Annotated in this window: 11 protein-coding genes; 6 read left to right on the forward strand and 5 right to left on the reverse strand. The window is 70.3% G+C overall.

Annotated elements, in window-relative coordinates:
• Positions 1-4: 4 nt before the first annotated feature.
• Positions 5-1021 carry a magnesium/cobalt transporter CorA gene (gene corA / locus ABEA33_RS16400; protein WP_345527906.1) on the reverse strand — a complete coding sequence of 339 codons (1017 nt, stop codon included), beginning with the start codon at positions 1019-1021 and terminating at the stop codon, positions 5-7.
• Between corA and ABEA33_RS16405 the strand changes: the two genes are divergently transcribed.
• Genes ABEA33_RS16405 through mshC form a run of 4 tightly spaced genes read left to right on the forward strand, consistent with a single transcriptional unit; the run spans position 1020 to position 4383 of the window.
• Positions 1020-1739 carry a histidine phosphatase family protein gene (locus ABEA33_RS16405; protein WP_345527908.1) on the forward strand — a complete coding sequence of 240 codons (720 nt, stop codon included), beginning with the start codon at positions 1020-1022 and terminating at the stop codon, positions 1737-1739. The genes corA and ABEA33_RS16405 overlap by 2 nt on opposite strands.
• 9 nt (positions 1740-1748) lie before the next feature.
• Complete coding sequence (locus ABEA33_RS16410; protein WP_345527910.1) at positions 1749-2339, forward strand: DUF3090 domain-containing protein; 591 nt, start codon at positions 1749-1751, stop codon at positions 2337-2339.
• Entirely contained in the window at positions 2329-3120 is a 792-nt protein-coding gene (locus tag ABEA33_RS16415) for an SCO1664 family protein (RefSeq protein ID WP_345527912.1), read from the forward strand. The genes ABEA33_RS16410 and ABEA33_RS16415 overlap by 11 nt, the downstream gene beginning before the upstream one ends.
• A gap of 24 nt (positions 3121-3144) precedes the next feature.
• Positions 3145-4383: a cysteine--1-D-myo-inosityl 2-amino-2-deoxy-alpha-D-glucopyranoside ligase gene (gene mshC / locus ABEA33_RS16420; protein WP_345527914.1), complete on the forward strand. Its 1239-nt coding sequence runs from the start codon at positions 3145-3147 to the stop codon at positions 4381-4383.
• Here the strand turns inward: mshC and ABEA33_RS16425 are convergent.
• On the reverse strand, positions 4380-5228 hold the full coding sequence (locus tag ABEA33_RS16425) for a PAC2 family protein (RefSeq protein WP_345527916.1): 849 nt from the start codon (positions 5226-5228) through the stop codon (positions 4380-4382). The genes mshC and ABEA33_RS16425 overlap by 4 nt on opposite strands.
• Before the next feature lie 217 nt (positions 5229-5445).
• Between ABEA33_RS16425 and metH the strand changes: the two genes are divergently transcribed.
• A complete protein-coding gene (gene metH / locus ABEA33_RS16430) occupies positions 5446-9108 on the forward strand; it encodes a methionine synthase (RefSeq protein ID WP_425577439.1) in 3663 nt (1220 codons plus the stop codon).
• A gap of 7 nt (positions 9109-9115) precedes the next feature.
• Here the strand turns inward: metH and ABEA33_RS16435 are convergent, their stop codons facing one another.
• A complete protein-coding gene (locus tag ABEA33_RS16435) occupies positions 9116-11140 on the reverse strand; it encodes a beta-propeller domain-containing protein (protein ID WP_345527918.1) in 2025 nt (674 codons plus the stop codon).
• Positions 11137-11658: a SigE family RNA polymerase sigma factor gene (locus ABEA33_RS16440; RefSeq protein WP_345527920.1), complete on the reverse strand. Its 522-nt coding sequence runs from the start codon at positions 11656-11658 to the stop codon at positions 11137-11139. The genes ABEA33_RS16435 and ABEA33_RS16440 overlap by 4 nt, the downstream gene beginning before the upstream one ends.
• A gap of 95 nt (positions 11659-11753) precedes the next feature.
• Here ABEA33_RS16440 and ABEA33_RS16445 point away from each other — a divergent pair, with 95 nt between their 5' ends.
• Positions 11754-12437, forward strand: a complete 684-nt coding sequence (locus ABEA33_RS16445) for an HAD family hydrolase (RefSeq protein ID WP_345527922.1) — start codon at positions 11754-11756, stop codon at positions 12435-12437.
• 27 nt (positions 12438-12464) lie between these two features.
• Here the strand turns inward: ABEA33_RS16445 and ABEA33_RS16450 are convergent, their stop codons facing one another.
• Complete coding sequence (locus ABEA33_RS16450) at positions 12465-13349, reverse strand: RecB family exonuclease (protein ID WP_425577440.1); 885 nt, start codon at positions 13347-13349, stop codon at positions 12465-12467.
• Positions 13350-13386 lie beyond the last annotated feature (37 nt).

Raw genomic sequence — 13386 nt, forward strand, 5'->3', positions numbered from 1 at the left:
ATCCTCAGAGCCAGCCGGAGCGCTTGAACAGCACCCAGAGCCCGCCGGCGGCTGAGGCCATGAGCAGGATGGCGAACGGGTAGCCGTACGTCCAGCCGAGCTCGGGCATGTGTTCGAAGTTCATCCCGTAGATGCCGGCGATCAACGTCGGTACGACGATCAGTGCGGCTCCGGCGGAGATCTTGCGCATGTCGTCGTTCTGCTGCACCGAGATCTGCGCGAGGTGGGCGTCGAACGCGGTCGACAGGAGCGCGTCCAGCGAGTCCACCGTCTCCGCGACGCGGGCGAGGTGGTCGGCGACGTCGCGGAAGAACGGCGCAGCCTCCTCGCGCACCCCGTCCACGCTGCCGGCCACGAACCGGTTGAGCGGGTCGCGCAGGGGAAGCACGGCGCGTCGTACCTCGGCGATCTCCCGCTTGAGCACGTAGATCCGCGCGGAGTCGTTGGTGCGCTGGTCCGAGAAGACCGACGTCTCGATCTCGTCGACGTCGATGATCAGCTCCTCGACCACCGCGACGTACTCGTCCACGACGCGGTCCATCACGGCGTAGACGACGCCGCCCGGGCCGTGAGTGAGCGCCTGGTGGCCGGCCTCGAGATCGGTGCGTGCCGAGTGGAGCTCGTTGCCCAGGCCGTGGCGCACGCTCACCACGAAGTCGTGGCCGATGAACAGCGCGATCTCGCCGGTCTCGACCGCATCCTGCTCGTCGACGTACCAGAGCGTCTTGAGCACCAGGAAGAGCGTGTGCCCGTACCGCTCCAGCTTGGGCCGCTGGTGCGCCGTCACCGCGTCTTCCACCGCCAGCGGGTGCAGGTCGAAGGTGCGGGCGACGTCGGCGATCTCGTCCTCCGAGGGTTCGTGCATCCCCACCCAGACGAAGTCGCCCTCCTCGGTGGCCCGCTTGCGCAGCTCGCCGGGGTCGCCGTGCCCCTCGATGCGCGAGCCCTCGCGGTAGAGGGCGCAGTCGACGATCACGCGCCCACGGTAGTCCCACAGGTACGCCGATACAGTCGCCGACATGGCAACGGTGATCCTGGTCCGACACGGGCGTACGACGGCCAACGCGTCCGGCATGCTGGCGGGCCGGACCCCCGGGGTACGGCTCGACGACACCGGTGCCGAGCAGGCCGCCCGCACCGGCGAGCGGCTCGCCGTCGTACCGCTGGTCGCCGCCGTCACGAGCCCCCTGGAGCGCTGTCGGCAGACGACCAAGGCGATCGTCTCCGCGCAGGCGGGATCGCTGCGCCCGGCGACGGAGCGCGGTCTGACCGAGTGCGACTACGGCGAGTGGCAGGGGCGGTCCCTGAAGGACCTGGCGAAGGAGAAGCTCTGGGCGACCGTCCAGGCGCAGCCGTCCGCGGTGACCTTCCCGGGCGGGGAGTCGATGGTCGCGATGCAGGCGCGCGCGGTGTCCGCCGTACGCCGCCGGGACGCGCTCATCGAGGAGGAGCACGGAGCCGGGGCGGTCTGGGTGGCGGTCAGCCACGGCGACCTGATCAAGTCGATCCTCGCGGACGCCCTCGGCATGCACCTCGACCTCTTCCAGCGACTGCACGTCGACCCTGCGTCGGTGTCGATCATCCGCTACACAGCGACCCGGCCCTACGTGCTGGCGACCAACACCCACTCCGGCGACCTGTCCTGGCTGGCGCCCAAGCCCACGCGCAAGAGCGGGCGGCCGCGCCGGTCGGACGACGCTGCCGTTGGCGGGGGCGCGGGTCTTTCGGCCGCACCCTAGGGTGGTGTCATGGCTCCACTCGTCCACGGATTCGACCCGCCCGAGCGCTTCGTGGCCGGCACCGTCGGCCCTCCCGGACAGCGCACCTTCTTCCTCCAGGCGCGCGCCGGTGCCCGGCTCGTGAGCGTCGCGCTGGAGAAGCAGCAGGTCCAGGCGTTGGCCGAACGGATCGACGAGCTCCTCGACGAGGTCCTCGCGAGCACGCACGGCGACGCGGCGGTCCCCGCGATGGCGCCGCTCGGGCTCGACGACTCGGACCCCCTGGAGCAGCCGATCGAGGAGGAGTTCCGGGCGGGCACCATGACCCTGTCGTGGGACTCGTCCGACGAGCGTCTGGTGATCGAGGTCTTCCCCTACACCGAGGCCGCCGTCCTCACCCCGGAGCAGGTCGCGGACCTGGACGACGAGGACTTCGAGGAGCCGGAGCCCGACGAGGTCTTCCTGGTGCGGATCCCAGCCGGTACGGCGCGGGCGTTCGTGAAGCGGGCCGAGCAGGTGCTCGGCGCCGGCCGCCCCGACTGCCCCTTCTGCGGCAATCCGGTGGACCCCGAAGGACACCTGTGCGTCCGAGCGAACGGCTTCCGGCGGCGTGACCCGTGAGGGCGGCTTGACCGCGGAGTCGCTGCCCGACCTGGAGACGGGCGAGCTCGAGCTGCGCGGGCGGATCATGCCGGCGTCCAACGCGACCTTCCTCGGGGACATCGAGGGCGTCCAGGTCGTCTACAAGCCGGTCTCCGGCGAACGTCCGCTGTGGGACTTCCCCGACGGCACCCTCGCCGACCGCGAGCGCGCGGCGTACCTGCTCTCCGAGGCGACAGGCTGGAACGTCGTGCCCGAGACCTGGCTGCGTGACGGCCCCCACGGACCCGGGATGGTGCAGCGCTGGCAGGAGCCCGACCCCGATCAGGTCGCGGTCACCCTGGTCCGCGAGGGCGATGTGCCCGCCGGCTGGCGACACGTCTTCGACGGCATCGACGGCCAGGACCAGCCCGTCTCCCTGATCCACGAGGACACGGAGCCGCTACGGCGGATGGCCGTCTTCGACATCCTCGTCAACAACGCAGACCGCAAGGGCGGCCACGTCCTCGAGATGACCGACGGACACAGGTACGGCGTCGACCACGGCGTCACCTTCCACGCCGAGCACAAGCTGCGCACGGTCCTCTGGGGCTGGCTGGGGGAGGCGCTGACCGCCGAGGAGCTCGCCGGGGTGGAGCGGGTGCGCACCGCCGTGTGCGGTCACCTGGGCGACGCCCTGGCCGATCACCTCACCGACTTCGAGATCGACGCGCTCCACCGCCGCTGCGTCCGGCTGGGCGAACGTGCGGTGCTGCCCGCACCGCGCGGAGAGTGGCCGGCCATCCCGTGGCCGCCCTTCTGACATCGACTCGATAGGCTTCGCGACATGCGAGCCTGGCCAACCCCGGACATCCCGAACCTGCCCGTGGTCGGCCCGCCGGTGGTCATCCACGACACCCCGTCAGGTGGCTCGGTCACCACCACGCCGGACGGACCCGCGCGCATGTACGTCTGCGGCATCACGCCGTACGACGCCACGCACCTCGGCCACGCCAACACCTACGTCGCCTTCGACCTGCTCAACCGGGCCTGGCGCAACGCCGGCCATGAGGTCAACTACGTCCAGAACGTCACCGACGTCGACGACCCGCTCCTCGAGCGCGCCGAGAAGGTGCACGTCGACTGGCGGGAGCTGGCGGAGCGCGAGACCGAGCTGTTCCGCCAGGACATGACCGCCCTGCGGGTCCTGCCGCCGGCGCATTACATCGGCGCCGTCGAGTCGATCCCGCTCGTCATCCAGCTCATCCAGCGGCTCGAGGCCGCCGGGACCGTCTACCGCGTCGAGGACGACCTCTACTTCTCCGTGACCGCGGACCCGGCGTTCGGCGCCGAGTCGGGCTGGACTCGCGAGAAGATGCTCGAGATCTATCCCGAGCGCGGGGGAGACCCGGACCGAGACGGCAAGAAGGACCCGCTCGACTGCGTCGTGTGGCGTGGCCGTCGCGAGGGCGAACCGTCGTGGGACAGCCCGTGGGGACCCGGACGGCCCGGCTGGCACATCGAGTGCACCGCGATCGCCCAGGAGCACCTCGGCGGCGCGTTCGACGTCCAGGGTGGCGGCAGCGACCTGGTCTTCCCGCACCACGAGATGTGCGCCGGGCACGCGCAGGTCGCCGTCCCCGGGACACCGTTCGCGCAGGTCTACAGCCACGCCGGCATGGTCGGCTACGACGGCGAGAAGATGTCCAAGTCGCGGGGCAACCTGGTCTTCGTCTCGGCGCTGCGCAACAGCGACGTCGACCCCATGGCGATCCGGCTCGCGCTGATGCGCCACCACTACCGCGCCGACTGGGAGTGGGTGGACGCCGAGCTCTGGACCGCCGTCGACGATCTCGACCGCTGGCGCCGCGCGCTGTCCCTCGGTGCAGGTGCCCCGGCCGCGCCGGTGGTCGCCGAGGTCCTGGAGGCGCTGGCCGACGATCTGGACGCGCCCGGTGCCGCGGCCGCCGTCGATCGGTGGGTGGCCGCCACCCTCGGCACCGACGGTCTCGCGGACACGTCTGACCCGGAGGCCGCCGTACAGCTGCTGGCGGTGCTCGATGCCGGCCTCGGGCTCGCGCTCTAGTCGTCGTCCTGGCGGCGCTTGAGGTACCGCTCGAACTCGCGGGCGATCGCCTCGCCGGACGCCTCCGGCAGCTCCGTGGTGTCGCGAGTCTCCTCGAGCGACCGCACGTAGTCGGCGACATCCTCGTCATCCTCGGCGAGCTCGTCGACCCCGCGCTCCCACGCTCGGGCGTCCTCGGGCAGGTCGTCGAGCGGGATGCTCGCCTCCAGCAGGTCCTCGAGCTGACCGAGCAGTGCGAGGGTGGCCTTCGGGCAGGGCGGCTGTGCGACGTAGTGCGGCACGGCCGCCCAGTACGACACCGCCGGGATGTCGAGCTGCACACAGGCGTCCTGGAAGACACCGACGATCCCGGTGGGACCTTCGTACGTCGACTCCTCGAGCTTGAGGCGGTCGACCAGCTCGGCCTCGGTGGCGGTCCCCGTCACCGGGATCGGGCGCGTGTGCGGAGTGTCGGCGAGCAGGGCCCCGAGCGTCACGACCAGCTCGGCCCCGAGCTCGTCACACGCGGCCAGCAGTTCGGCACAGAACCGGCGCCACCGCATGTTGGGCTCGATCCCACGGACCAGGATGATGTCGCGGTCGAGCGTCGGCGGGGAGGCGATCGCGATCTGGGTGCTCGGCCAGCTGACTCGGCGGTGGCCGTTGTCGTCGACGCCGACCGAAGGCCTGTTGACCTGGAAGTCGTAGTAGTCCTCCGGGTCGATGGTGCCGACCACCCGGGCGTTCCACACGGTCATCAGGTGGTCGACGGTCGACGACGCGGCGTCGGCCGCGTCGTTCCAGCCCTCGAACGCCGCGATGACGATCGGATCCACCAGGCCCGACACACCCTCCAGCTCGATCACTCCACCAGCGTAGTCCGCGCGTGGATTTCTGCGGTCGGGACGCTCGGTGTCACGATCTGGGAATGCGGTCCACGTCGTGGACGCTGTTCCTACGCTTGATGCGTGGTCGCGGTCAGCGGCCCGAGAGGAGACCTGCGTGCCGACTGGGAAGCCCCCGTTGCTCGACCTGCGACCCGATGCCACCGAGGAGCTCACCCGCGCCCTCGAGACGCGGATCATGGTGCTCGACGGCGCGATGGGCACGGCGATCCAGCGGGACCGACCGGACGAGGCGGGCTACCGCGGCACCCGGTTCGCCGACTGGCCGAGCGACCTGATCGGCAACAACGACCTGCTCACGCTGACGCAGCCCGAGATCATCGCGGGCATCCACCGCGAGTACCTCGCTGCCGGCGCCGACATCATCGAGACCAACACGTTCAACGCCAACAGGGTGTCGCTGCGCGACTACGGCCTCGAGGAGCTCGGCTACGAGCTGAACTTCGAGTCTGCCCGCCTGGCGCGCGGCGAGGCCGACGCGGTCGCGACGACCGACAGGCCCCGGTACGTCGCCGGCGCGCTCGGTCCGACGACCCGGACCGCCTCCATCTCGCCCGACGTCAACGACCCCGGCGCCCGCAACGTCTCCTTCGACGAGCTCGTCGCGGCGTACCTCGAGGCCGCCCGCGGGCTCGTCGACGGTGGCTCCGACCTGCTGATGATCGAGACGATCTTCGACACCCTCAACGCCAAGGCCGCGATCTTCGCGGTCGAGACCCTCTTCGAGGAGCACGGCCGACGGTGGCCCGTCATCATCTCGGGCACCATCACCGACGCCTCCGGGCGCACCCTGTCCGGCCAGGTGACCGAGGCGTTCTGGGACTCCGTTCGGCACGTCCGTCCGCTCGCGGTCGGCCTCAACTGTGCCCTCGGCGCCAAGGAGATGCGCCCCTACGTCGCCGAGATGGCTCGCCTCGCCGACTCGTTCGTCTCGTGCTACCCCAACGCCGGGCTGCCCAACGCGTTCGGTGAGTACGACGAGGCGCCCGAGGAGACTGCCGCGATCATCGCGGAGTTCGCCGACAGCGGATTCGTCAACATCGTGGGCGGCTGCTGCGGCACCACCCCCGACCACATCGCGGCCATCGCCCGCGCGGTCGACGGCAAGGAGCGCCGTACGCCGGTCGAGGTCGCTCCCGGGATGCGCCTGTCCGGCCTCGAGCCGCTGACCATCACCGAGGACAGCCTCTTCGTCAACGTCGGTGAGCGCACCAACATCACCGGCTCGGCCAGGTTCCGCAACCTGATCAAGGCCGGCGACTACGACACCGCGCTGACCGTCGCCGCCCAGCAGGTCGAGAACGGCGCGCAGGTCATCGACGTCAACATGGACGAGGGGATGATCGACGGCGTCGCCGCGATGGATCGCTTCACCAAGCTGATCGCCAGCGAGCCCGACATCTCGCGGGTGCCGCTGATGGTCGACTCCTCGAAGTGGGAGGTCATCGAGGCCGGCCTGAAGAACGTCCAGGGCAAGGCCATCGTCAACTCGATCTCCATGAAGGAGGGCGAGGAGAGGTTCCGCGAGCAGGCCGCTCTGGTGCGCAAGTACGGCGCGGCCGCGGTCGTGATGGCCTTCGACGAGGACGGCCAGGCCGACAACCTCGAGCGGCGCAAGGCGATCTGCGAGCGCGCCTACCGGATCCTGGTCGACGAGGTCGGATTCCCGCCTGACGACATCATCTTCGACCCCAACGTCTTCGCTGTCGCCACAGGCATCGAGGAGCACGCGGCGTACGGCAAGGACTTCATCGAGGCCACCCGCTGGATCAAGGAGAACCTCCCCGGCGCCAAGGTGTCCGGCGGCATCTCCAACGTCAGCTTCTCCTTCCGCGGCAACAACCCGGTGCGTGAGGCGATCCACGCGGTCTTCCTCTTCCACGCGATCGAGGCTGGCCTCGACATGGGCATCGTCAACGCGGGCGCGCTGATCCCGTACTCCGAGGTGGAGCCCGAGCTCCGGGAGCGGATCGAGGACGTCGTACTCAACCGGCGTCCCGACGCCGCCGAGCGCCTGCTCGAGATCGCCGAGGAGCACAACAAGGCGGGAGAGGTCGTCGAGGCGGCTGCGGAGGAGTGGCGCTCGCTACCGGTCGGCGAGCGGATCACGCACGCTCTCGTGAAGGGCATCGACGCGTTCGTGGAGGCCGACACCGAGGAGCTCCGCAACGAGATCTCCGAGCGCGGCGGCCGACCGATCGAGGTCATCGAAGGTCCGCTGATGGACGGCATGAACGTCGTCGGCGACCTGTTCGGTGCCGGCAAGATGTTCCTTCCGCAGGTCGTGAAGTCGGCCCGCGTGATGAAGAAGGCGGTCGCCTACCTGATCCCGTTCATCGAGCAGGAGAAGGTCGACAACCCTGAGTACGCCACCGCCAAGGACACCAACGGCACCATCGTGATGGCGACGGTGAAGGGCGACGTCCACGACATCGGCAAGAACATCGTCGGAGTCGTCCTGCAGTGCAACAACTTCGAGGTGATCGACCTCGGCGTGATGGTGCCCGCGCAGAAGATCCTGGACAAGGCCGTCGAGATCGGGGCCGACGCGATCGGCCTCTCCGGCCTGATCACGCCGTCCCTCGACGAGATGGTCAACGTGGCCTCCGAGATGCAGCGGCAGGGCTTCACGATCCCGCTCCTGATCGGCGGCGCCACCACCTCGCGCGCGCACACCGCGGTCAAGGTCGATGGCAAGTACGACGCCCCCGTCGTCTGGGTCAAGGACGCCTCGAGGTCGGTGCCGATGCTCGCGGCACTGCTCAGCGACACCCAGCGACCGAAGGTGATGGCCGACGTCAAGGCCGACTACGACTCCCTGCGCGAGCGGCACGCGGCGAAGCACGACCGGCCGATGCTCTCCCTCGAGAAGGCGCGCGCCAACCGCACGCCGATCGACTGGACCGGCTACCAGCCGCCCGTGCCCCGGCAGCCGGGCACGCACGTGCTCAGTGACTACGACCTGGCCGAGCTGCGTGAGTACATCGACTGGCAGCCGTTCTTCAACGCGTGGGAGATGAAGGGCAAGTTCCCCGACATCCTCAACAACCCCACGACGGGGGAGACGGCGCGGGCGCTGTACGACGACGCGCAGGCGATGCTCGACCGGCTGATCGCCGAGAAGTGGCTGACGGCCAACGCCGTCTTCGGCTTCTTCCCCGCGAGCGCGGTCGGCGACGACATCGAGCTCTACACCGACGAGTCGCGCTCGACGGTCCGGACGACGCTGCACAACCTGCGCCAGCAGGGCGAGCACCGCGACGGCGTGCCCAACCGGTCCCTCGGCGACTTCGTCGCACCGCGGGAGACCGGTCTCGCCGACCACGTCGGAGCGTTCGCCGTGACCGCGGGACTGGGCTCGCAGGAGCACATCCAGAGCTTCAAGGACGCGAACGACGACTACTCCGCGATCATGCTGGAGGCGCTCGCCGACCGGCTCGCCGAGGCGTTCGCGGAGCGGCTGCACCAGCGGGTGCGCACGGAGTTCTGGGGCCACGTCACCGACGAGCAGCTGTCCAACGAGGACCTGATCGCCGAGAGGTACGCCGGCATCCGTCCCGCACCCGGGTACCCGGCGTGCCCCGAGCACACCGAGAAGCAGACGCTGTGGGAGCTGCTCGACGTCGAGGCCAGCGCGGGCATCCAGCTCACGGAGAGCATGGCGATGTGGCCGGGTGCGGCGGTCTCGGGCTGGTACTTCTCCCACCCCGACTCGCAGTACTTCGTGGTCGGACGGCTGGCCCGCGACCAGATCGCCGACTACGCGGAGCGCAAGGGCTGGACGGTCGAGGAGGCCGAGCGCTGGCTGTCGCCCAACCTGGGCTACGACCCGGACGACTGACTCGGGTTCAGAGGTCGAGGAACTCCAGCGTGCTCCCGGCCATCAGCACGACCCGGCCGTCGGCGAGCTCGAAGGTGCGCACTCGCGAGGGGTCCGTCACCGGGAGGTTCCGCAACTCGCCGGTCAACGTCGTGCCGGTGACCCGGTAGACGCCCAGGACCATGGTGCCCCGGTTCGTCGTGAACGTGGTCAGCGCCGTGTCCCGGTCCCGGAGCCAGGTGAACGCTCGCGGATCGGCCCCGGCGACCGGCCAGGTCCGTCGCCGCAGTGAGCTGACGTCGACCTGCTGGACGTCGGTGAGGTCGGAGATGTCGAAGAGACCCACCTGCGCGCCCGCTCGCCCACCGCCGGTGAAGGCGCCGGCCTCGCCGACCGCCAGGAGCAGCCCGTCACCGATCGGGTGGAGGTACGAGGTGAAACCGGGGATCTTCAGCGCTCCGAGCAGACGGGGCCGGTCGGGGTCGGAGAGGTCGACGGTGTAGAGCGGGTCGGTGGCGCGGGCGGTGGACAGGATCGCCAGGTCGTCGGTCCATCGGGCGGCGGTGAGCGTCTCGTCGACCCCGAGGCCGTCGAGGCGCCCGCTCTCGACCAGGCGGTCGCCGTCGGCCCGCATCGTGACCACGGAGCTCGACCGAGGAAGGACGCGGCGGGTCCGGTCCCGGGCCACCGTCCCCGGCATGGCTGCCAGCGCCTCGTCCCGGGTGACGGCGACGCGCAGGACGTCGTCGGCCTCGTCGACGGACCAGCGGTCGGCGATCGTGCCGTCGACATGTCCGGTCGCGACGTGGATGGCGCGCGTGCCGTCGAGATCGAGCTGGAAGATCGTGGAGCGCCACGCTGCGCCTTCGGTCCTGGCTGCCGCAGGAACGCACCAGCAAGAACCCCAGCCGCCCCAGCCGGGGGAGTCGACGAGGTACAGGTGGTCGGCCGACTCGTAGGCGATGCTCGTCTGACCGGCGACGCCGATCGTGGCCCGGTCGTTCGGGGCCTCCGCATCGAAGCCGACGACGCTGACGGTCCCGAGGGCGAGCCCCGCGGGTGGGGTCGCGACGTCGTCGCAGTCCAGGAGAGGCAAGGGGCCGTCGCCGTCGTCGTACGTCGGCATCCAGTCGGAGAGCGTCGTGCTGCGGACGAGCTCGCGGTTGTGCGCCAGCGCCTCGCTCCGCGTGACCTTCCCGTGCGGGTACACGAAGTCGAGCGTCGGCGCCGCCGCGGTGAGAACGAGCCGCACCACGGAGCCGTGCTGGCGCACCGACGTGATCGCAGCGGAGTAGGCGACGTCGGACACGATGGTCGGTTCGCTCGGGTCTGCGAGCGACACCGTCTGGACCCGGCTGCCCGGGGGGACGCTGGACCGACCGGAGGCCGGCGCACGGGTGTCGGCGCCGATCGCCACGACCGTGTCACCGGCGAGCAGGATCTCGCCGTTGAGCATCCGAGGGAGAGTGAGCTGTGCGGTAAGCCGGATGGTGTCGCCGGAGGTGTCGTACACGCTGAGGGTGCGGCGATCGACGCGGACGACGCGAGACCCGTCCGTCTTGACCTGGTCGGGCTCGTCGACGTCCACCTCCTGGACGTTCGTGCCGGTCCGCGAACTGTCCTGTGTGTTCAGGCTCAGGTCCCCGAGGTAGCCCATGCTCTGATTGCCTCGAGCGGGGATCGTGAAGGAGCGCGCGGACAAGGGGGCGCTCGAGACGAAGCCCCAGCCGTACGCCGTGACCGCGGCCCGGCCGCGAGCGCGGTAGCTGGACAACAGATCCGCGCAGGACGTCGCGGGGTGGAGGTCGGCGCGGAACGCGCTCGTGCGCAGGTCCGGGGCCGCGAGCGTGGCGTCGTCGTCCGCGTCCGTCCCAGCACGAGTCCCGACGAGGAAAGCGCCGGCCAGCGCCGCGGCCGTCACGCCGGCGAGCAGCGGTCGCAGCACCCGGTGCCGACGCCGGGCGCGGGCCTGTCGCCTGCCTTCTCGCAGCAGCTCCGGGATGGGCGGCTCGGACGTCGGGTAGCTCTCCCACAGGTCCTCGAGGTCGGTCATGTCGTGCCTCCGGTCAGGTCGAGATCGACCAGGTGCTGGTCGACGCTGAGGCGGGCGAGCGACCGGGACAGTCGGCTCTTGACCGTGCCGGGGCGGATCCCCAGCGCGGCAGCCGTCTGCGCCTCGCTGAGCTGGACGAAGTAGCGCAGCACGACGACCTCTCGCTGCTCCTTGGAGAGCGAGAGCATCGCCCGGTGGACAGCGTCGGCGAGCGCCGTGGCCTCGGCCGCGTCCGCAACAGCCGCGTCGGGCAGCGCCTCGCTGACCGGGTGCCGGGAGCGGTGCCGCCACCAGGCGCTGCGCCGGTCCGAGCGCAGCACGTTGAGCAACATCCGGTAGACGTACGCCTCCCGGTCGTCCGCGGCCCGCACCCGGTCCCACTTGCGGTAGCAGAGCAGCAGCGTCGCCTGGGCCACGTCTTCGGCCTCGTGGGACGCCGCGCCGAGGAAGACGGCCGCGCGCACGAGTGACGACCAGCGTTCGGCGACGAACGCGGCGTACTCCACCTCATGCTCCACGCTGGCCCCGTATCGATCGTCCTCAGAAGCTGTCAGGAGGTACGACGCCGGTCCGGGTGCCTTCGGTTCCGCCGAGACGGTCCCTCTAGGGTGGAGTGTCACGTCGCGACGATTCGGAGAGCACCCTGGACACGCCTGCAGCCGTCCTGTGGGACATGGACGGCACCCTGGTCGACACCGAGCCGTACTGGATCGACACCGAGTTCGAGATCGCCCAGCGGTACGGCGGCACGTGGAGCCGCGCGCATGCCCTCAACCTGGTCGGCAACGACCTGCTGGAGTCGGGCCGCTACATCCGCGAGCACATGGGCATCGAGCCGTCGGCCGAGCAGATCGTCGAGGAGCTCCTCGACGGGGTGGTCGCACGGGTCGAGGATGTCGTTCCGTGGCGTCCCGGTGCCCGCGATCTGCTCGAGCACCTGTCCGGGGCCGGTACGCCGTGCGCGCTGGTGACGATGTCCTACCAGCGGTTCGTGGCGCCGATCCTGGCCCAGCTCCCGCCGGAGACCTTCCGGGTCATCGTCACCGGCGACAGCGTGGAGTTCGGCAAGCCGCACCCGGAGCCCTACCTCACCGCCGCCGCCGCCCTCGGTCTCGCGCCGGTCGACTGCATCGCCGTCGAGGACTCCAACACGGGCGCCAAGTCCGCCGAGAGCGCCGGCTGCCTCGTGCTCGTCGTTGAGAACCACGTCCCCGTGCTCGCAGGTGAGCGGCGCGTCTTCGCCGACTCCCTGGTGGGCGTCGACCTCGGCGAGATCTGGGCCGACTACCACCGTTGACAACGTGCCGCGCGGGTGGTCACGGACCTATTCCGGCAGGTCCGGCCCCTCGAGATCGACCGGGTCGGGCCGCTCCGGCAACGGCGGCGGCGTACCGCCCCATGCCGGACAGATCGCCTGGTGGGCGCACCACGAGCACTGTCGACCCGGGTTCGGGCGCCAATCGCTGGTCTCCTCGGCCAGGCGAATGGCATGCCAGACGGCCTCGACCTTGCGCTGGGTGGCGAGCAGGTCCCGCTCATCAGGGACGTAGCGGAGGATCTGGGCGTTGCCGAGGTAGACCAGCTGCAACATGGCGGGGACGATGCCGCGGGTCTTCCAGATCACCAGCGCGTAGAACTTCATCTGGAAGAGCGCCTTCGCCTCGAACATCTCGCTGGGCGCATTGCCTGACTTGTAGTCGACCACCCGGATCGAGCCGTCCGGCGCAACGTCGATGCGGTCGACGAACCCGCGCAGCAACAGCTTCGAGTCGAGCAGAGCCTCGACGTACAGCTCGCGCTCGGCCGGCTCGAGTCGCTGCGGGTCCTCCAGCGAGAAGTAGCGGGTCAGCACGCTGCGGCAGTTGGCGAGCCACGCCGTGATCTCCGGACCGCCCTTCGCACCGAGCATCTCGCTCAGCATCGGCTCCTGCTCGACCAGCGCCTCCCAGGCCGGCTCCAGCATGTCGGCCGCCTGCTCCTGCGTCCGATCGGCGGCCGGCAGGTCGAAGAGGTCCTCCAGCACCTTGTGGATGACGGTCCCGCGTACGGCCTCGGGCGAGAACGGCTCCGGAAGCTTGTCGATCGTGCGGAACCGGTACAGGAGCGGGCAGCTCATGAAGTCACCCGCCCGGCTGGGGGAGAGCGCGCCCAGCACGCTCACGCCGTCGACCGGTGTCGAGACCCGGACGGCCGGCGACTCCTGTTCCAGACCCACGTCGTCACCCTAGGTGAGCCCACCGACGTCG

The sequence above is a fragment of the Nocardioides endophyticus genome (genome assembly GCF_039543845.1).
Taxonomy (GTDB): domain Bacteria; phylum Actinomycetota; class Actinomycetes; order Propionibacteriales; family Nocardioidaceae; genus Nocardioides; species Nocardioides endophyticus.